This window comes from Corallococcus sp. AS-1-12 (genome assembly GCF_020036995.1).
GTDB lineage: Bacteria > Myxococcota > Myxococcia > Myxococcales > Myxococcaceae > Corallococcus.
Window position 1 is genome coordinate 14078 of sequence record NZ_JAIQDD010000027.1, and the last position, 19911, is coordinate 33988.

At 71.7% G+C, this 19911-nt stretch carries 13 protein-coding genes; 5 read left to right on the plus strand and 8 right to left on the minus strand.

All coding sequences use genetic code 11. From position 1 onward, the window contains the following. The first annotated feature begins 1 nt into the window (after position 1). The 4 genes from K8556_RS30915 to K8556_RS30930 all read left to right on the plus strand — a co-directional run bounded on the left by K8556_RS30915 (position 2) and on the right by K8556_RS30930 (position 6826). Positions 2–2326 carry an ATP-dependent helicase gene (locus K8556_RS30915; RefSeq protein WP_370639989.1) on the plus strand — a complete coding sequence of 775 codons (2325 nt, stop codon included), beginning with the start codon at positions 2–4 and terminating at the stop codon, positions 2324–2326. A gap of 266 nt (positions 2327–2592) precedes the next feature. Beyond that, positions 2593–4143 carry a DUF1592 domain-containing protein gene (locus K8556_RS30920; RefSeq protein WP_223743703.1) on the plus strand — a complete coding sequence of 517 codons (1551 nt, stop codon included), beginning with the start codon at positions 2593–2595 and terminating at the stop codon, positions 4141–4143. Then, on the plus strand, positions 4140–5567 hold the full coding sequence (locus tag K8556_RS30925) for a DUF1552 domain-containing protein (RefSeq protein WP_223743704.1): 1428 nt from the start codon (positions 4140–4142) through the stop codon (positions 5565–5567). The genes K8556_RS30920 and K8556_RS30925 overlap by 4 nt, the downstream gene beginning before the upstream one ends. 62 nt (positions 5568–5629) lie before the next feature. After that, entirely contained in the window at positions 5630–6826 is a 1197-nt protein-coding gene (locus K8556_RS30930; protein WP_223743705.1) for a lytic polysaccharide monooxygenase, read from the plus strand. Here K8556_RS30930 and K8556_RS30935 read toward each other — a convergent pair. From K8556_RS30935 to K8556_RS30950, 4 genes are all read right to left on the minus strand, one after another. After that, on the minus strand, positions 6801–9647 hold the full coding sequence (locus K8556_RS30935) for a carboxypeptidase-like regulatory domain-containing protein (RefSeq protein ID WP_223743706.1): 2847 nt from the start codon (positions 9645–9647) through the stop codon (positions 6801–6803). The genes K8556_RS30930 and K8556_RS30935 overlap by 26 nt on opposite strands. A gap of 156 nt (positions 9648–9803) precedes the next feature. Next, positions 9804–13049, minus strand: a complete 3246-nt coding sequence (locus tag K8556_RS30940; protein ID WP_223743707.1) for a carboxypeptidase regulatory-like domain-containing protein — start codon at positions 13047–13049, stop codon at positions 9804–9806. Between the two features lie 24 nt (positions 13050–13073). Next, a complete protein-coding gene (locus K8556_RS30945) occupies positions 13074–13460 on the minus strand; it encodes a hypothetical protein (RefSeq protein WP_223743708.1) in 387 nt (128 codons plus the stop codon). Beyond that, on the minus strand, positions 13457–14329 hold the full coding sequence (locus K8556_RS30950) for a TIGR02587 family membrane protein (RefSeq protein ID WP_223743709.1): 873 nt from the start codon (positions 14327–14329) through the stop codon (positions 13457–13459). Before K8556_RS30950 ends, K8556_RS30945 begins: the two co-directional genes overlap by 4 nt. 119 nt (positions 14330–14448) lie before the next feature. On the opposite strand from K8556_RS30950, the gene purU reads away from it, so the two are divergent. Beyond that, entirely contained in the window at positions 14449–15312 is an 864-nt protein-coding gene (gene purU, locus K8556_RS30955; RefSeq protein ID WP_223743710.1) for a formyltetrahydrofolate deformylase, read from the plus strand. 1 nt (position 15313) lies between these two features. Here purU and K8556_RS30960 read toward each other — a convergent pair whose 3' ends face one another. The 4 genes from K8556_RS30960 to K8556_RS30975 form a co-directional block, all read right to left on the minus strand. After that, complete coding sequence (locus tag K8556_RS30960; protein ID WP_223743711.1) at positions 15314–16459, minus strand: hypothetical protein; 1146 nt, start codon at positions 16457–16459, stop codon at positions 15314–15316. Between the two features lie 770 nt (positions 16460–17229). Further along, positions 17230–18030 (minus strand): tol-pal system YbgF family protein, encoded by an 801-nt coding sequence (locus K8556_RS30965; protein WP_223743712.1) that lies wholly within the window; start codon positions 18028–18030, stop codon positions 17230–17232. Next, entirely contained in the window at positions 18027–18617 is a 591-nt protein-coding gene (locus tag K8556_RS30970; protein ID WP_223743713.1) for an RNA polymerase sigma factor, read from the minus strand. Before K8556_RS30970 ends, K8556_RS30965 begins: the two co-directional genes overlap by 4 nt. A gap of 44 nt (positions 18618–18661) precedes the next feature. Next, a complete protein-coding gene (locus tag K8556_RS30975; RefSeq protein WP_223743714.1) occupies positions 18662–19801 on the minus strand; it encodes a hypothetical protein in 1140 nt (379 codons plus the stop codon). Between the last annotated feature and the right edge of the window lie 110 nt (positions 19802–19911).

The window sequence follows — 19911 nt, forward strand, 5'->3', positions numbered from 1 at the left end:
CGTGAACGCCCACGAAACCGCCCTCCTCGAAGACCTCAACCCGCCCCAGGCGGAAGCCGTGCTCCACGGCGACGGCCCCCTGCTCGTGCTCTCGGGCGCCGGCAGCGGCAAGACGCGCGTCATCACCCGCCGTGTGGCCCACCTGGTGAAGGTGCGCCGCGTCTTCCCGTGGCGCATCCTGGCCGTCACCTTCACCAACAAGGCCGCGCGCGAGATGCGCGAGCGCCTCACCCAGTTGTTGGGCGCGCAGGCCAACGACCTGGTGGTGAGCACGTTCCACTCGGCCGCGGCCATGATTTTGCGCCGCGAGGCGGAGGCCGTGGGCCTGACGCGGTCCTTCGTCATCTACGACGACGGCGACCAGCTCAACCTGGTGAAGCGCGCCATGCGCGACACGGGCGTGGAGCCGGTGATGCAGCCGCGCGAAATCCTCCACCGCATCGACCAGGAGAAGAACGCCGCGCGGCTGCCGGAGGACATGCGCGTGGAGCAGGAGGACATCCGCGGGCAGATCGTCAAGCGCGTGTACGCGGGCTACCAGAAGCTCCTGCGCGCGGCGAACGCGGTGGACTTCGGGGACCTGCTGCTGCTGCTCGTGAAGCTCTTCCGCGACCGGCCGGACGTGCTGGACCGCTACCGCACGCGCTTCACGCACGTGCTGGTGGACGAGTTCCAGGACACCAACCCCGTGCAGTACGCGCTCCTGCGGCAGCTTGCCCCGCCGCCGTCCGCGAACCTGGTGGTGGTGGGCGACGACGACCAGTCCATCTACCGCTGGCGCGGCGCGGACGTGGACAACATCCTCCAGTTCCCCAAGCAGTACCCGGGCGCGAGGGTGGTGAAGCTGGAGCAGAACTACCGCTCCGACCAGAACATCCTCACCGCCGCGCACGAGGTCATCTCCAAGAACCCGCGCCGCATGCAGAAGAAGCTCTGGAGCGAGCGGCCCAAGGGAGAGAACCTGGAGCTGCTGCTGCACCGCGACGAGCGCGCGGAGGCGCAGGAGGTGGCCCGGCGCATCCTGGCCGTCCAGCGCGAGGGCTTCATCAAGTTCTCCAGCATGGCGGTGTTCTACCGGACCAACGCGCAGAGCCGCGTGCTGGAAGAGGCGCTGCGGCTGGCGCGCGTGCCGTACCAGTTGGTGAGCGGGCGCAGCTTCTACGACCGCGCGGAGGTGCGCGACGCGTCCGCGTACCTGCGGCTGATGGTGAACCCGCGCTCGGACGCGGACCTGCTGCGCGTGCTCAACGTGCCGGCGCGCGGCATCGGTGACACCACCGAGGAGCGGCTGACGGACTTCGCGAACGAGCAGGGCCTGAGCCTCTACGAGGCCCTGGGCGAGCGCCACCGCATCCCGTCCCTCAACGCCACCGCGCAGAAGCGCCTGGGCGGCTTCCACCAACTGCTCCAGTCGCTGCACGCCTTCTCGCTGACGGCGAAGGACGCGGCGGGCGCGGTGGACCAGATGCTGAAGGAGACGAAGCTGGTGGAGACGCTCGTCGCGGAGGGCAGCGACGAGGCGCTCACCCGCGCGGAGAACTTGAAGGAACTGCTGGGCGCGGCGCAGGAGTTCGACCTGAAGCGCGCGGCCGACATGGTGGCCTCCGCCCAGGCGGCGGAGGCGCGCGAGGAGGAGGCGCCGGAGGGCGTGGACTCCGCGCCGCTCACCGCGGACATCCCGCCCCTTCAGTCCTTCCTGGAGCAGATCAGCCTGGTGGGCGAGGCGGACGCGGAGGTGAGCGAGGGCCGCGTGGCGCTGATGACGCTGCACGCGGCCAAGGGCCTGGAGTTCGACGCCGTGTTCCTCACCGGCCTGGAGGAGGGCGTCTTCCCGCACTCGCGCGCGCTCAAGAGCGACGACCCGGACGGCGGCGAGGAGATGGCCGAGGAGCGCCGGCTCTGCTACGTGGGCTTCACCCGCGCGCGCAAGCGGCTCTTCGTGAGCCTGGCGCAGTGCCGCTCCCTCTTCGGTGAGCTCAAGTACAACCCGCCCAGCCGCTTCCTCGCGGACGTGCCGCAGGCGTTGTTCGGCTTCAAGGAGAACGACCTGCCGCCCCCGCCGCGCGCCGCCGCCATGCCGCAGCGCCGCCGCAACTGGGACGATGACGAGGCGGGCCCGCGCGTGGACCGCAGCTATTCACAGGCCTCGTCCGACATGGACGGCGTGGGCGGCGACGTGCGCGGCATGCGCGTGCGCCACGAACAGTTCGGCTCCGGCCGAATCGTCGCCGCGGAGGGGTCCGGCCCCAACGCCAAGGTCACCGTGGAGTTCGGCGGCAACGTGGGCCTCAAGCGCGTCATCGCGCGCTTCCTCATTCCCGGTTGATCCGGTGCCGGCGGCGGTTTCCAGTATTCGTGTGAGACGCCGCCTGCCCGGCCGGGGTGCGGATTGACTTCCAGACGTATCCCCAGTGGGATGACCTCCAACGAACGGAGGCGCTTCCCCCCATGGCGCAACGTCGACGCTGGAGGAGTTCCGCGCTGCTCGCGGCCTCCCTGAGTTTCCTGACTGCCTGCGAAGGCCAGATTTCTGACGCGGCGAATCCGCGCGATCCGGGCCCTGGCGGGACGAACAAACCTCCCCCGGCCGGCGTGGAGCAGCCGGCGCGCTCGGTGCGCGTCGCGCGGCTGACGCATGCGCAGTGGGTGAGCAGCGTGAAGGACCTGCTCAAGCTGGACGCGGCGCCCACGGCGCTGGCGCAGTCGTTCCGCGCGGATCCGTCCCAGAGCGGCTTCCTCTTCGACAACGACGCCCGCGCGCTGTCGGTGGACGAGGCGCTGTGGGGCGCCTACCAGCGCGCGGCGGCGGACCTGGCCGGGCAGGTGGCCACGGACGCGACGAAGCTGGGCAAGCTGCTGCCGGCGGGGAGCACCACGGACGAGGCTCGCGCGAAGGCGTTCGTGGAGTCCTTTGGCCTGCGCGCCCTGCGCCGCCCGCTGGCCGCGGACGAGGTGGAGGCGTACCTCAAGCTGTACCGCGAGGGCCCCAAGGCGTACCCGACGATGGCCGCGTTCCAGGGCGGCCTGCGGCTGGTGCTGGAGGGCTTCCTCCAGTCGCCCCTGTTCCTCTACCGCGTGGAGCGCAGCACGCAGGCGGCGGACGGCAAGGTGCCGCTGGACGCGTTCGAGGTCGCGTCCCGCCTGAGCTACGCGCTCTGGAACTCCATGCCGGACGACGCGCTGTTCGCCGCCGCCCGCGAGGGGTTGCTCGCGAAGCGCGAGGGCGTGGCCGCCGAGGCGCGCCGGATGATGGCGGACCCCCGGGCGCGCGGCGTGGTGGACGCGTACCACCAGGCCGTGTTCGACGTGCCCCGCTACGCGAGCATCCGCCCCAACACCACGCGCTTCCCCAACGTCACCGCGAAGCTGGCGGAGTCCGCGGCGAAGGAGAACGCGCTCTTCGTCCAGGACGTCGTCTTCGGGCGCAAGGGGCGCTTCGCGGACCTGCTCACGTCGCGCGACACCTTCGTCAACGACGAGCTGGCGCGCATCTACGGCCTCACCGGGACGTTCACCGCGGACTTCGTGCCGGTGACGCTGGACGGGGCGCAGCGCCGGGGCGTGCTCACGCAGGTGGGCTTCCTCGCGTCGCACGCGACGTCCATCGACCCGGACCCCATCCACCGGGGCGTGTTCCTGTCGGAGCACCTGCTGTGCCAGAAGATTGGCGCGCCGCCGGCCAACATCCCCGCGCTGCCCGCGCCCAACGGCCGCACCAACCGCGAGGTGGTGACGTCGCACACGGAGGCCCCCGGCACGGTGTGCGCGTCCTGCCACGCGACGCTCATCAACCCGCTGGGCTTCCCGTTCGAGAACTTCGACGCCGTGGGCGGCTACCGCACGACGGACAACGGGCACCCGGTGGATGCCTCGTCGGCGCCGGGCATCGGCGGACAGCAGGTGTCGGTGAAGGACGCGCTGGACCTGGCGGACGCGCTCGCGACCACGCAGGCGGTGCACGAGTGCTACGCGCGCCACTGGGTGGAGTTCCTGAGCGGACGCCCCGCCGCGGCGGAGGACGACGCGCTGGTGGCGCGGCTGGGCAAGCTGTCGCAGTCCGGGCAACTGTCCATCGTGGACCTGGTCGTCGAGGTCGTGACGGGCGTGGGCTTCGTGACTCGCCACCCGGAGGAGCTGCCGTGAAACTGAGCCGTCGACGCGTGTTGCAGGGCCTGGGTGGGGTCATGCTGGGGCTGCCGGTGCTGGAGGGGCTCTTGCCCCGCAAGGCCCAGGCGGCGGATGCGAGCGCGCTGCCCTTCGCCATCTTCCTTCGCCAGGCGGATGGCGTGGCCGCCGCGCAGAGCACCTCCGAGCTGGGCAACGAGCCGGAGCGCTTCTGGCCGGAGCCGCTGGGCAACCTCACCACCACCACGCTCGCGGGCAAGTCGCTGGTGGAGCTGGCGGACCACCGCGCGCGCCTGCTGGTGGTGCGCAACGTCAACATGAAGGACTACAACTACGGGGACGGCCACGCCCGCGGGGCGCTGCAGTGCCTCACCGCGCGGGGCCCCGCCGTGGAGGGCGCGGGCGGCGACTCCGAGGCGTCCGGCGAGTCGCTGGACCACCGCATCGGCCGCGAGCTGAACCCGCAGAAGCGCGACTCGCTCTACCTCTACGCGGGGCAATCCGGCGGGTGGCTGGGCGGCCCCTGCATCTCCCACCGGGGCAGCGCTTCACGCCGGGCCGCGCTGCACGACCCGTGGGTGGCGTACCAGACCATGGTGGGCGGCCCCGGGGGCCTCACGCCGGAGGCGCGCGAGCAACTGCTGGTGCGCCAGAAGAGCCTCAACGACCTGGTGTCGGGCCAGTTGAAGGCGCTCCAGTCGAGGCCGGAGCTGAGCAGCACGGACCGGCAGCGCCTGGACCTGCACCTGTCCAACGTGCGCGACCTGGAGGTGGCGCTGAGCTGCCGCGCCCGCGCGGACGAGGAGCTGCGGCTCCAGCAGCAGGCGCCCGGCTACAACAGCACGGACGGCGACGAGGTGCTGGCCACGGTGCGGCTGCACATGGACATCGCGGTGCTGGCGGTGGCGTGCGGCACCACGCGCTCGGTGGCCATCCAGGTGGGCAACGGCAACGACAGCGCCACGCGCTACCGCGACCCCACCACGGGGCAGTTGATGGAGAACTTCCACTACATCTCCCACCGCCGTGCGTCGCATGACGCGTCCGGCGGCATCATCGCCGGGTCGGACGTGCTGCACTCGCGCGTGGACGCGCAGTTCGCGCAGACCTTCAACTACCTGCTGGACCAACTGGCGGCGTACACCCTGCCGGACGGCAAGAAGCTGGTGGACCAGGGCGTGTCCGTCTGGTTCAACGACCTGGGCAACGGGCCGGCGCACTCGGCGCGCCACATCCCGTTCATCCTGGCGGGGAGCTGCAACGGCTACCTCAAGCAGGGCGTGGCGGTGACGGCGGCCGGCGGCAGCAGCAACCCCAACCTCAACAAGATGCTCAACACGATTGGCGCCGCGGTGGGCCTGAAGAACGCCGCCGGGGGGCCGCTGGATGACTTCGGCGACCCCACGCTGCCCAAGGGCCTGCTGACGGAGCTGCTGGCCTGAGCGGCCGTTGACCCGATTCGCCCTGGCCTTTCCTCCTTTGTTTTCGAACAGAGGAGGAAGGGATGTTCCCAGCAATCCGCAAGGCCTTCACCGCGTCGCTCGCTTTCGTCTCCCTGCTGTCCGCCGGTCCAGCGGCGGCGCACGGCTCCATGGAAGTACCGCTGAGCCGCGTCTATGGATGTTTCAAGGAGGGGCCGGAGAGCCCCAGGTCCGCCGCGTGCACGGCCGCGGTGCAGGCCGGTGGGACGCAGGCGCTGTATGACTGGAATGGCGTCCGGCAGGGCGCCGCCAACGGGCGTCACCGGGAGCTCATCCCCGACGGCAAGCTGTGCAGCGCCGCCAATGAGAGTCACAAGGGGTTGGACCTGGCGCGCACGGACTGGCCGTCCACGCTCATCACCCCGGACGCCAACGGCCGCTTCGAGTTCGTCTTCCACGCCACCGCGGTGCACGCCACGGGCTACTTCCAGCTCTTCGTGACGAAGGAGGGCTACAACCCGGCGCTGCCCCTGAAGTGGTCGGACCTGGAGTCGACGCCGTTCTGCAACGTCACCAACGTGTCCGCGGTGAACAACCGCTACCGGCTCGACTGCCCCTTCCCGGCGAGCCGGACGGGCCCGCACGTCATCTACGCCATCTGGCAGCGCGCGGACAGCCCGGAGGCCTTCTACGCCTGCACGGACGTGAAGTTCAGCAACACGCCGCCCCCGCCGGCGGCGTGGAAGGAATTGGGCCAGGTGCAGGCGCGCGAGGACCTGCCCAAGTCGAGCAAGGTGACCTTCCGCCTCTTCGACAGCGCGGGCGGCGACGCCGAGTCGCATCCGCTGACGCTCGACGCGGCCACGCCCGCGGCCACGTGGATGTACCGGCTGGCGCAGCAGGTGAACGCGGGCTCCAGCCGCGTGCAGGTGGGCGTGCTCCAGACGACGGGCGTCGTGACGCCGGTGCAGGACGCGCTGGGCAACCGCGTGTACGCGAAGGAGACGGGCTACGCGTTCCAGGTGGACATCGAGAAGCCCTCCACCGGCGGCGGGACGGCGCAGTACAAGTACCCGGCGGGCATCGACAGCTACACGGCGGGCACGCTGGTGGAGGGCACGGACGGGCTCCTCTACCGCTGCAAGCCCTTCCCGTACTCCGGCTGGTGCAAGGGCGTGGCGTCGTACTACGCGCCGGGCACGGGCATCGCCTGGCAGGACGCGTGGGAGCGCGCCAACCAGGCCTCGCGGCGCTTCAGGGGGGCCCTGCCTCCACGGTGAAGGTCACCTCGCCCCGGGGGGGAATCAGCACCTTCCGGGACGTGAAGAGGGGGCCTTCGGCCGGGTCGGCCGCGCGTGCGTCCAGCACGTACTCGCCGGGCTCGACGCCTCGGAGGACGAGGGTGCCCCCCGGGGCGACGTCCTGGTAGCGGGTCATGTGAACCCCGGGGCCCGGCTCCTTCAGCGAGATGAGCGCGGGCAGGAGCGTGCCGTCCGTGTCCCGGGCCAGGAGCCGCACCGTCGCGGCGCGGTCCAGGGCCACGGTGAGCGTGTCCACGCGGGCCGTCACCTCCTGCTCGAAGGGACGCGTGTTCCGGCTCCGGAGGTCCAGGGTGAAGGGCGGCGGCGGCAGTTGCGACAGGGTGTAGACACCGTCGCGAAGGGGGACGCTCCGGGGGCGTGTCATCGCGCGGGTCACGTCGGGGTTCCCTGGCGCGGTGAGGGTCGCCCGGAAGGAGTCCAACTGGGACAGGACCTCGCCCGTCTCCGCGTCGTGGAGCTCGAGCCGCAGCGTCCAGCCGGGGTCGAGTGTCAGCACGCCCAGGTCCAGGTCCACGCCCTCCGTCAGCGTCACGGCGCGCTCCAGCGGCATGAAGCCGGGGGCCTCCACGGTCAGGTTCGCCGGGCCCCCATCGGAGAACGGAATGTCGAAGGCGCCGTCTGGCGAGTCGTTGGGCTGTTCGACGTACGCAGGGCCGGTCACCTTGAAGGACGTGACGGCCTTTCCTCCGGGTTCCACGACGCGGCCCCGGATGCGTCCGTCGCGCTCCAGCACGAGTCGCAGGGGCGCCTCGCTGGAGTCCACCCCGAGGCCACCGGTCTCCGTGTCGGGCTCGCCTCCCTGGGAGCGCCCGGGACGGAAGGTGTATCCCGCCAACTGGGCCCACACGACGTAGCGGGGGGCCACGAGCCCGCGCAGCGTGAAGCGTCCGTCCGGGCCCGTGCGGAGGCCGGCGGGCCCCTCGTCCGGGGCGTAGCGCCACGCGGAGGACGCGCTCTCGGAGCGGTCCGCGGTGATGACGACGTCCGCGAGCGGCTGGCCCTTCCCATCCACCGCGATGCCGGAGCGCTCACGGCCTGCTTCCAGGCGCAGGGACACGTCCCGGTGTTCACCCGCCTGGAGGGTGACGGGCTGGGACACCGATGCGTCCATCAGGTCTCCCCGGACGACGGCGCCCAGCAGGTAGGTGCCCGGGGCAATCCCTTGCAGATGGAAGCGGCCCTGTTCGTCCGTCAGGGTCTGCCGCGGCTCTTGGTAGGGCGCGTCCTCCTGCGCTTCCGCCCCCAACGTCACGGTGGCTCCCCTCAGCGGCAGCCCCTGGGGGTCGGTGACGGAGCCGGACACGGAGGCGCCCCGGTCCAGCACCACGACGACATCCCGCGAGGGGACGCGCACCGCGAGGGTTTGAGGCTGGAAGGACGGGTCCTCCACGGACAGCTCCCCTGTCCCCGCGCGCTTCACGTCCAGGATGAAGTGCCCGTTGGCATCCGAGCGCCGGGCGCCGCCCGCGTCGATGTCGTCGCCCTCGCCCAGGCGATGGCCTGACAGCGACAGGAGGATGCCTTCCAGCGGAGCGCCCGACGTGTCGACGACGCGGCCCTCCACGCTTTGTGCGCGCTTGAGGGTGAAGTCCAGGGGCGCCATGCGCTGCTGGAGCTTCTGCGCGTGCTGCTCCACGTCCAGGTGATGGGGCGCGAGGATCCGGAAGGTATGCGGCCCGGGCCGCGTGGGGCCCAACTGGTAGCGGCCCCCGGCGTCCGTCACGGTGGTCGCCTCGGCGGCGACGGGACCGCCGTCCTCGCGGTAGGTCTCCACGCGCGCATGGGGGATGGGCTGGCCCGCGTCGTCGCGCACCGTGCCCGTGACGAACACGCCGGGCTGGAGCCGCAGCTCCACGTGCTCCACGGGCGGCGTCACGTCCAGCGTGGCGAACGCGCCCCCGGACTCCGCGGTGAGCTGGTGGAGGACGGCGGGCGCGGTGAAGCGGAAGCGCCCCTCCCCATCGGTCGTGGTGCGCTGGGTGGACGCCGTCGCGCTGTCACCATCGAGGTGCACCAGGATGCCCGGCACCGGGGCTCCTTCCGGAGAGCGGACCTGCCCCGTGACGGGGAGCGCGCGCGCGAGCACCACGGTCGTGAGGGAGGTGAGCGAGTCGAGCTTCGGCTGGAACCACGGGGACCGGCCCTCCGCGGTGACGAAGGCGGCGTAGTCGCCCTGGGGCAGGGGGCCCACGATGAAGCGGCCCTCGGCGTCGGTGGCCCCGTCGAAGAAGCGCGTGTGCCAGCGGGAGACGAGCGTCACCCGCGCGTCGGGGATGGGTGTCTCGCGGTCCGTGTCCGTGACGGTTCCCTCGAAGAGGATTCCCTGCTCCAGCGTCAGCGTCACGCCGTCCGAGCCCACCTCGACGCCGCCCTGTGACACCGCGCCCGTGTCGCCCAGGGCCCAGAGCGTGACGTGGCCCTCGGGCAGTCCCTCCAGCGCGAAGTGGCCTTCCGCGTCCGTGGTCGCCTCCGCGAACACGGGGGCTTCGCCGTCGCGGACCTCCACGGACTCCCACTGCATGCGCTCGGCGTCGAAGCTGCACGCGTCGCTCTTGAGGAGGGGCGCCCGCGCGTCGTCCTGGCCCGTGGTCGAGGGGCAGGGGCGCTCCGACAGCGTGACCCCGGGCTCCACGCGGGAGGCGGAGACGCGCACGCCCGCGGCCGGGCCGTGGGTTCCCAGCACGTGCCCCGTGATGCGCGCGGTGCCCGCGGGACTCGGCGGCGTGGTCACCCGTGCCGGCCGGGCCACCGGCTTCCGCGTGGGCGACCCCGTGGGCACGGGCGAGTCCTTCGCGGACGCAGGCGGCTCGGTGTTCCACAGGAGGAGGGCGAGGAGCGCGACGACGGCGAGCGCGACGGCTCCCAGCCAAGGCTTCAGTCCCCCAGGTCTGCCATTCCCCATGCGCGGCAGGATAGCGGGCCCCTGCGCCGTGCGTCAGCGCGCGAAGGGCCGCCACACCGGCTTCATGTCGCGGGACACGCTGCCTCCGGCGGGCACGTCCAGCTCTTCGCGGTGGATGCGGTCCCCTTCGCGGTTGCGCGCGAGGACGGTGTAGTGGCCGGCGGGCACACGGCGGAACGTGACGGACATGCCGGTCCATTCCTTCACGGGATGCTGCTGCATGAACAGGTGATGGAAGTCCATGCGGCTGTCGGGGAGGGGAGCCTGTCCGGACAGCAAGAACGCGGTGTCGACGTCCTCTGGCAGCCGGAGCGTGACGGTGGTGCCCGTGCCCAGGGCGTCGAATTCGAGCGTGACGTCGCCACTGCTGGGGATCCGCACGGCGCGGGGCTGGAAGAGGACGTCCGCCGACCGCTCCTCCGCCCAGGCCTCCACCGTGTAGAGCCCCGGGGGAATGGCCCTGAGCGTGAAGTCACCCGCGGGGGGCCAGCGTCGATGCGTCGTGCCATCGGAGCGCGTGAAGTGGAGCCGGGCCTTCACGGGCTGGCCTTGCGCGTCGCGGGCGTGGCCCGTCACCCGGGCGCCCTTCTCGAGCGAGAGCGTGGTGCTGTCCTGCTGCGCGCCCACCGTCACGCGCAGCGGCAGGTGGACCTGGGTGTCCACCTCGAGCGTGCACGCCGTGGTGGGCAGCCGCTCCAGCAGCAGTGAGCCGTCCTTCGCGGGCACGACTTCCGTCGGCGTCCGGAAGGAGGGGCCGTCCGCGACGCCGTCTTCCTCGACGTGATGGCTGACGGCCACCGTCACCTCCTTGCCTGAGTCGTCGCGAACGCGTCCGGTGTACGGCGCACCCGTCGCCGCCTCGCGCAGGAACACCCTCAGGGTCCTTCCCCGCGTCAGCAGGAGCGTGCCGAGGTCCACGTCGTCTTCTCCGTCCGGTGTGACGGTGCGGTCCACCGGCGCGAACCCTTCGGCCTGCACCACGATCCGCTGGGGGCCGCTGGCTTCGTACAGGGGCCGGTCGAAGCTGCCATCCGGGGTCGTGTACGGATGGCCATTCACGTCAAAGGACTTCAGGGGGGCTCCGCCCTCCGCTTGCACCCGGCCCCGCACATGCGGGATGCGCCGCAGCACCAGCCGGACCTCCGTGGTGTCCCGGTCCAGCACGGCGAAGTCGGTCCCTTCAGGACGGACGCCCTGCGAGGTCTGGACGTCCAGGGCATATTCATCGAGCGTGGCGGTGAGCTCATGGCGGGCGGCGGTCAGCGAGCGCAGGATGAAGTGGCCTTCGGCATCCGTGTGGACCCCCACGGTGCGCTGCGCTCGTGTCCTGAACCGTTCGCCACGGTAGAGGGGCCGGTCCGCGTCCAGGATGTTCGCGCGGATGAGGACTCCGTGCAGGGGGCGACCCTGGGACGTCACGACGACGCCCCGCAGGGTCCGGCCTTCCTCCACCCTCAGCGTCACGGACGGCGCCTCTCCCTGCTGGACCTCCAGCGGTCGCGAGGCGTTGACATCCACGTCCCGTCCTGGAACCAGGGCCTCCGCCACGTAACTGCCCGGAGCCACCCCCTGGAGCGTGACCTGGCCTCGCGCATCGGTGACAGCGGCATGGTCTGACTCGCCGCGCGCATCGCGCTTCCAGAGTGTCACCAGGGCGCCCCGCACCGGCGCACCCGCCGCGCTCAAGACGGTGACAGCGACGCTCGCGCCCCGGCGCAGCACCAGCCGTACGTTGTTCGACGGAAGCGTCACGGTGAAGCGCTGGGGGATGAAGGTCGCGTCCTCGACGTCCAGCCACGCGGAGCCCGCCTCCTCCGCGTCCAGGAGGAAGCGTCCGGCTTCGTCCGTCACGGTCAAGTCCGTGATGGCACCCAGGTAGGGGGGCGACGGCCGGCCCCGATGCAACTGCACTTCGAAGCCCGCGAGCGGCTGGTCCGCTTCGTCGACGAGGACGCCCTCCACGGAGACGGCGCGAGGCAGGGTGAAGTCGAGCGAAGCCTCGTCCTGTCCGGGTTCCTCGTACTCCACCGTCTTGTCGACGTGGCGCTCGGCGTGGGCCCCCACGAAGAGCGGCAGCCGGAACAGGGGCCCCAGCCGGTAATGGCCTCGGGCATCCGTGACGGTCCTGCCTCGCTGCGACGGTGCGGTCTCATTGCCGTGAAAGGCCTCGACCTGGGCGCCGGGAATCGGGTTTCCGGCCTCATCTCTGACGGTGCCCTGGACGACCATGCCGGGCCCCAGCGTGAGGATGATGTCCTCGCGCGGCTCGGTGCCCAGGTGCGCGAAGCCGTCGTGCGCCGGGGACTCCGCGAAGAACTCGGCGGACATGCCTTCAAGGGAAGGGAAGGAGAAGCGTCCCTGCGCATTTGTGAGGGCGGTGCGCCATTCGGGAGTGATGCTGGGCAGGAAGAAGCGGACGGAGACTCCGGGCGCGGGAGCTCCCTTCGCCGTCAATACCGTGCCCGCGTGCTTCGCGGGGCGGTAGAGGAGGAAGGTGGTCTTCAGCGGATCCGCTTTCACGCTCAGGAGCGGACTGAACCCCGGGGCCGTGATGAGGATGCCATGGTCGGCCGGCGGTACCGGCCCGATGCGGAAGCGTCCATCCGCGCCACTGGTCGCGGGAAAGAAGCGCGTGTGTTCCAGGGAGAAGACGGTGATGCGAGCCCCCGCGATGGGGTTGGCTTCCGGCACATCACCCAGGACCACGCCCTCGAAGAAGAGACCTTCGTCGAGCACGAGGACCACGCCCTGCTGACCCGTCGTCACGTCCGGGATCATCGCCACGCCCTGGCCGCTGGAGGCCTGGAGTGAGACCTGCCCGTCGGCAAGGCCATCCAGGACGAAGGTGCCGTCCTCCGCGCTGGTGGTCTCCGCGACGATGGGGGCTTCTCCCTCGCGCTGGTCCACCTGGTCCACGAGTTCGTCGAAGGCTTCGTTCCAGCACTGCGTCAGCCAGCGCGAAGACGCAGCGGACGCATCCTCGGAAGGGGGACACGAGCGCTCCGACAACGTGACCTCCGGCTCCGCGCGGGATGCGAATACGCGCGCGCCCGCGACAGGGCCCCGCGCGTCACGCACGACGCCGGTGATGCGCAGCGAGCCCTCCGCACGCGGAGCCCGCAGCGGAGCGAAGCGCGCTCTCGCGTGCCCTGTCTCCGCATCGCGAGCCCCCGGATTCGAGGATGCGTCCTGGCCTCGCGGCTCCCGGAAGGACACCCCGGCCACGCCCAATCCGAGGACGAGCACGGCGGCCCACCACCACGTCTTCCTGGCGCGCATGTGCCGCCAGGATAGCAGCGGGTGTCAGGGCGTGGCGAAGCCCACCGCGCGCGCCTCCACGCGCTCGGGAGTCGGCTCCTGCCGGAAGGAGACCCAGGCCTCCCGCTGGGAGTGGCGTGGCACGTACGCCAGCACGAACTCCGCCTCCTCCTTCGGCTCCTGGCCGCCTCGCGGCGACACACGCACGTGGACCTCCTCCGCCGCCGAGTCGCCGTGGTTCGTCACCGTGACGGGCACCCGCCACTCCCTCGCGTTCGCGCTGGCCACCGGCGTGCCCACCCGCACGGTCAGGTCCGGCGGACCGCTGCTCGTCGTCCACGCGTCCACCGCCAGGTAGCCCATGACCAGCGCCACCAGCACGCAGCTCGAGATGAAGACGACGCCCTCCAGCCAGTTCCAGTTCGCCTTCATGATTGGATGAGCAACCTCCCCGCCGAGGCCCCCAGCGTCGAGGCCAGTCCCAGCACCACCACCTGCGCCACGCAGACGCTCAGTCCGTTGCCGGTGAACCGGCCGAAGAACCACAACACCAGGGCGCTCGACAGCAGCGCGACCGCGTACGTGACGAACGTGCCCGCGAACACGTCCCTGCGCAGACGGCGGCGCGTGAAGCGGTGCGCGCGGGTGAAGTCGCTCTGGAAGAGGATGAGCCCGCCCAGCAGCAGCGACAGCAGCGCGAGCCCCAGCAGGCACCCGGGCTGCGTCTCCACGGCGATCATCACGATCTCCTCCGTGGGCGCCACGTTGGCCGCGAACAGCACCGCGCCGCAGAGCGAGATGACCAACTGGCCCGGGACGTGGTCCGCGGACTCCAGCCGCTTCTGGTCCTCTTCTTCGTTCTCCTCGCGGTGCTGGCCGCCCAGTTGCGCGGTGCCCACCGACACGCCGATGGCCACCGTGCCGGCCTCCACCACCACCATGCACACCGCCTCCTGCAGGGACGTGCCCTGGCCAATGCGGCCAATGAGCACGAGCACGGCCGTGGACACGAGCAGCCCCAGCCCCAGCTCCTCCAGCGAGTCCGTGAAGACGTCGAACCAGGACACGTCCCGCCGGAAGCCGCCGTAGCGGTTGTATCCGAGCAGCAGCACGTACGTGGCCACCAGGTAGCCCAGCACGTTGCCTGGATGGGACGTGAAGCCCGCCCACCACACCTCCATCGTGTAGAGCAGCGGCAGGCTGAAGAGCAGGCCCCCCGCGATGCCCCGGCCGTATTCGCGCAGGGAGTCCGGCACCGGTCTGCGGCTGCGGGGCCCGTCGGCTGTGAGGCGGTCGGCCATCTCAGGCCAGAGTCCAGGTTCGCTTTCCGGGGAGGGAAGTGTCGCGCGCATGGCACCGGACAATCCCCGCCGCGCCAGGGACGGGCCTTCCCTCCGCGGGGCTATATTCGCCACCGCCCATGACCGAGCGTCCCGCCCAATACATCCTCACGCTGTCGTGCCCGGATCAGCGCGGCATCGTCCACGCCGTCTCCGGCTGGCTCACCGAGCACGGCTGCAACATCCTCGACAGCGCCCAGTACGGCGACCCGCGGACGCGGCTGTTCTTCATGCGCGTGCACTTCGCGGATGAAGAGGGGAAGGCGGAGCCCGCGGCGCTGCGTGAGGCCTTCGGGGCGCTCGCGGGGCGCTTCGCGATGGAGTGGCACCTGCACGACGCGGCGGAGAAGCCCCGCGTGCTGTTGATGGTCTCGAAGATCGGCCACTGCCTGAACGACCTGCTGTATCGCTACCGCAGCGGCATCCTGCCGGTGGAGATCCCGGCCATCGTGTCCAACCACCGGGACTTCTACCAACTGGCCGCGTCCCACGACATTCCGTTCCACCACCTGCCGGTGACGCCGGAGAACAAGGAACGGCAGGAGGCGCGCCTGCTGGAGCTGGTGCGCGAGCAGCGCGTGGACCTGGTGGTGCTCGCCCGGTACATGCAGATCCTCTCCGCCGGGACGTGTGATGCGCTGCGCGGGCGGCTCATCAACATCCACCACTCGTTCCTGCCCAGCTTCAAGGGCGCGCGGCCGTACCAGCAGGCCTACGACCGGGGCGTGAAGCTGATTGGCGCGACGGCCCACTTCGTCACGGGCGACCTGGACGAGGGGCCCATCATCGAACAGGACGTGGAGCGCGTGGACCACACGCTGTCGCCGGAGGCGCTGACGGCGATGGGGCGCGACGTGGAGAGCGTGGTGCTGGGCCGCGCGGTGACGTGGTTCGTGCAGCACCGCATCCTGCTCAACGGTCACAAGACCGTGGTGTTCCGCTGAGTCAACCGGCGGGGCACGCGGCGCCCGCGCCGAGCACGTCCGCGTCGTGGTGCACCCGCACCGCGCCGGACGCCTCCAGGTGGCGCACGAACAGCGAGCCGAAGACCTCCGTGTTGCCGCTCAGGTTGAGCTGGGCCTGGGGCGCGTAGAGGTTGCCCGCGAGCGTGCTGCCCGCGGAGATGTCCAGCGCCTGCGAGCCCGCCACGTAGACGCGCACCCGCGAGGGCAGGGCGGCCGAGCCCAGCGTGAGGTCGCCGGACACGATGAATCCTCCCGAGAGGAAGAGGTCCAGCTCGCCGGGAGGTTGCACGTCCACGGTGAGCGCTTCCTTCAGGTCCACGCCGCCGGGGATGAACAGCGCGGTGCGGCCCCGGATGCGCAGCGTGGCGTGGCCCGGCCCCGCGATGCGCGTCAGCAGGAAGCGGCCACAAGGCAGCTCCAGCACGCGCTCGCCGGTGACGTCCGTCAGCGTCGCCGGGTCCAGGTCGATGGCCGCGTTGTCGTTGTCCACGGTGTGGTGGGCGATGAGCGCGGCCGGGTCGAAGCGGGAGCCCTCGTCGCAGTCACAGGGGATGACCGGGGGCACGGGCTCACGGCGCAGTTCCGACGCCTGTGCCGGGCCCGGGGAGAACTCCGGAGGGACGGTGAGCACGCCGCCCACGGTGAGCGCGGCGAGCCCGATATCCCCGTTCACCCGCGCGTCACCGGCGACAGTGGCGGTGGCGCCGGGGCCGGAGAGGGGGCCGTTGCTGTCCAGGCCACCGCCCACCGTGAGAGGACTGCTGAGCTGGACGCCGCCCACCTGGAGCGAGCCGCCCACCGTGACGCGGTCGTTCGCGGACAGGACGCCGTTCACGCCCACGTCGCCGCCCGGACTGCCGGGAGCGTAGGGACCCGCGCTGCTGCGGAACGCATCCACGGTGAAGGGAGCACTGAGGGACAGACCCTCGCAGGAGCACGCCGCGCGGAGGAACAGCCTCTGCGCCAACTGGCCGCTGCACACCTGCGGGCCCGCTGCGGGGTTCCCCAGCAGGAGTGGAGGTCCGCTGTCCGCGCAGTGCGCCGCCCATTCATCCGGAACATCGGTCCCCGCGTCGGGCGAACGCAGCGTGGCCACCGGATCATCCACCGTGCAAGAGGCACCCATCAGCGCGGTCCAGACCACGAACCCTGCGACGCGGAGCCGCATGGGGGCGTCACCGTGAAGCGTCATACGAGGAGTCCTCCTGCCAGAGCCAAGGGAGCCTCGTCAGGCCAATGCGCACAGCCCATGGGCCCCAGGCCCGAAGCGGCCAAACCTGTCCGACAGTCGGACCGGTTTCCAGGGCTCGGAGGGCACAGGCGCGCCGCCCGCCACGCCAGGCACTCGGGCTCGGAGCGCCCCAAACCTGTCCGACAGTCGGACAAGTTTCCATTGCTCGGAGGGAGTGGGCGCACAGCCCGCCACGCGGCGCACCCAGGAACCGACGTTCCTCCGAACCTGTCCGACAGTCGGACCCGTTTCCACAGCTTGAAGGGCGCGGGCGCGCCGTCCGCCATGCGGAGGCCCGAGACGGCGGTTTCCTTCGAAGCTGTCCGACAGTAGGACCGGTTTCCACGGCTCGGAGGGCGCTGGCGCGCCGTCCGCCACGCTGGGCCCGAGGAGGGGGCGTTCCTTCGAAGCTGTCCGACAGTCGGACCGGTTTCCGCTGCTCGGCCGGAGCGGTAGCCCCCTGCCCCCAGCGGGTGACGAGGCGGGTCCGCTGGAAGACCTCTGGGGGAGCGCGCTGGCGCGGCCCAGACCTGTCCGACTGTCGGACAGGTTCGCGCTGCTCGCCGCGGACAGGGCGGCCCCGCAGGGTTCTCACCTTCTCATCCATGGGGCGGACTTCGTGTCCGAAGGTTTGGGAGAAAGGCCGTGCCTTGGCGTTCGCAACCTCATGGCGGTGACAGCTCCCGAAGCCGCGCGCGCGACGCCGCGCTCAGCGGTGAGTCCGGATGCAGCGTGAGGAACTCTCCCAGCGCCCGGGCCTCCGCCGCGGTGTCGCCCAGCGCCCGGTGGGCCTCCGCCATGCCGTGGCGCGCCTCCGGATCCAACATGCCACCGGGTTGCAGCCGCACCGCGTCCTGGTACTGACGCAGGGCGCCTCGCGCGTCACCCAGGTGCTCCAGCCGCAGCGACCCCGACGCCACGCGCGCGACGTACGCAGCCAGCGACGATGGCTCCGCGCGGATGACGCGCAGGTACAGGCCCTCCGCGTCCCTCCACTTGCCCTCGGACCGGAGCGCGTTGGCCTGCCGCAGCAGGTCCTCCGGCTTCGATGATTCCTTCACCGTGATGCTCGGACGCAGCGGCCGGGGATGCTCGATGACGAAGGGCTCGGGCGGCGCGGGCGGGGGCAGGGGGACCGGCTCCAGCGTGGCCATCCGCGTCGGCTCCGGCACGGCCGGCTTCAGCACCTGCGGGGGCGGCTGCTCGGGCCGCGCATAGCGCCACACGGCGGCGGCCGCGGCCCCCGTGAAGACGAGCGCCGCGCCTGCCATCAACCACACGGGAGGCCGCCTGCGTCTTCGCGGAGGCTCCGGCGCCTGCTGGAGCGCCGCGTCCAGCGCCGCCTGGACGAGCGCGCTCGACCGCTGCCGGGACAGCCGCCGCGCGGGCCCGCTGCCGTTGTCCAGGGGCCGCAGCAGGTCGTCCAGCGGCTCACCGTCACCGTCGCCGGGGGGGCGGGGGCTCATGACGACTCCCCCTCGGGTGACTCGCCGTCCGAGGCCAGCGCGCGCAGGGCGGTGCGTCCCAGGCGCAGCCGGCTGCGCACGGTCTCGAAGGGGACGCCCAGCTCTGTCGAAATCTCCTGCACGCTCAATTCCAGGACGTGGTGCAGCACCAGCGCGTGCCGCTGCTCCGTCGACAACCTGTCCAGTAACGCCACCAGGTGACGGCGGTGCAGATATTCGTCCGCCGGCGCTTCGTCGGATGGCACCGCCAACAGCTCCACCGGGTCCCCACTGTAGCGGGCCTCGCGTCCGCGTGAACGCTTGAGCCACGCGAACGTGGTGCGCACCACCACCCGGTCCACCCAGCCGTGGAAACGCCCGTCGCCGCGATAGGTGGGCAGGCCCCGCACCAGCGCGATGAGCGACTCCTGGGCGATGTCCTCCACGTCCGAGTCCCCTCGCACCAGGTAGCGCACCAGGTTGCGCACGCGCGGCAGCAGCTCCAGGAGCAGGGACTCGGTCGCGTCGCGCTGTCCCCGCATGGCCGCCGTCAGCCGGGCGTCCTCGCCCCGGGGCGCGACGGTCGCATGTGAGCCCGAGCTCCTCATGCCCCCCAAGGAGAAGGGACGCCGCCAGATCGGGTCATCGGTGCTCACGGAAAAATCACCATCCCCACTCCCAGGCGGGGACGCACGGACGCCCCGTCCTCCCGGAGCACGAACTCGCCGTCCACCGAGTAGCCCAGCCGGGGCCGTCCCAGGAGCACCTCTCCCGACAGCGCCACCTCCAGCGCGAGCGCCGGCGCCACCCGCCACGCCACGCGCACCGCCGGCCCCACGACGAAGGCCGCGACCATCCGCGACGGCGTGGGCTCCACCTCCGCGGCCCGGGCCTCCGTGCGCCGCCAGAAGGCCACGACCCCCGCCCCGAGACCCACCGTGCCTTCCCACGCGCCCGCCTTCACGAAGGGCACGTCCGCCCACGCCAGCACGGCGCCCTGCATGAGGCGGATGTCCGCGTACGCGTCCCGAAGGTGCACCGGCAGCGCCGCCAGCACCTGCGCGCGAAGGCGAAGCTCCCGGCCCGCCCATCCCGCGCCCACGCTCAGCCCCTGCTGTCCCCAGGCGTGATACCCGTCCAGCGCCGCGTGCATGCCCACCTGGACGAAGGCCCCGTCCGCCGGAGCCTTGGCCACGGGAGCCTCGGCTACCTGAGCTCTGGCCACCGGAGCCTCGGCCACTGGAGCCTCGACTACCTGAGCTTTGGCCACCGGCGCCTCGGCCACCGGCGGCGCCACCACGGGCGGTGGGGGAGGGGGCGCGACCACTTCGCCCAGCGGTTCGCCCGCGTCCACCGCGCGCAGCGCCGAGCGCACCGCCAACGCCAGGGCCTCCGCGCCCACGGACCACGTCAGTGTCTCCGGCGCGCCCTCCACCCGTGCGCTCCTCACGAACAGGTGGCCCGTCTTGGGCGCCGCCACCGACACCCGCAGCGCCGCCCCGTCGCGCGTGAACCACAACACCGCGCGAGCGTCCCTGCGCGAAGCCAGCCGCTCCGCCTCACGCCACGCCCCACCAGGGCCCGCGTCCATGGACCGGCCTGCCTCCACCTCCAGCACCACCGGCAGGTCGCTGCTCTGCCCCCGCACCCGCTCCAGCAGTGCGCGGTCCTCGGCGGACACCACGCGCGCGACCACCCGCCACGGCCCGTCCGCCCACGCGGGGCTCCACAGGCCCAGCACCACGGCCAGCACCACCACGCGCTGCCTCGCCACGGCCTCCAACACGGACATGCCGTAAAACCTACCTTCCAGGGAATTCTTCTGGAAGCACCGCGCGGTGTGGATCTCCTGTCACGCCCGGATGGGGACGGCGGGAGGGCGGAGGCCCCGCGCGCCGCTTC

Coding starts and splice junctions, on each gene's coding strand:
- K8556_RS30930 (WP_223743705.1), top strand. CDS start 5,630: ATGTTCCCAGCAATCCGCAAGGCCTTCACCGCGTCGCTCGCTTTCGTC.
- K8556_RS30940 (WP_223743707.1), bottom strand. CDS start 13,049: ATGCGCGCCAGGAAGACGTGGTGGTGGGCCGCCGTGCTCGTCCTCGGA.
- K8556_RS30945 (WP_223743708.1), bottom strand. CDS start 13,460: ATGAAGGCGAACTGGAACTGGCTGGAGGGCGTCGTCTTCATCTCGAGC.
- K8556_RS30950 (WP_223743709.1), bottom strand. CDS start 14,329: ATGGCCGACCGCCTCACAGCCGACGGGCCCCGCAGCCGCAGACCGGTG.
- purU (WP_223743710.1), top strand. CDS start 14,449: ATGACCGAGCGTCCCGCCCAATACATCCTCACGCTGTCGTGCCCGGAT.
- K8556_RS30960 (WP_223743711.1), bottom strand. CDS start 16,459: ATGGGTGCCTCTTGCACGGTGGATGATCCGGTGGCCACGCTGCGTTCG.
- K8556_RS30965 (WP_223743712.1), bottom strand. CDS start 18,030: ATGAGCCCCCGCCCCCCCGGCGACGGTGACGGTGAGCCGCTGGACGAC.
- K8556_RS30970 (WP_223743713.1), bottom strand. CDS start 18,617: ATGAGGAGCTCGGGCTCACATGCGACCGTCGCGCCCCGGGGCGAGGAC.
- K8556_RS30975 (WP_223743714.1), bottom strand. CDS start 19,801: ATGTCCGTGTTGGAGGCCGTGGCGAGGCAGCGCGTGGTGGTGCTGGCC.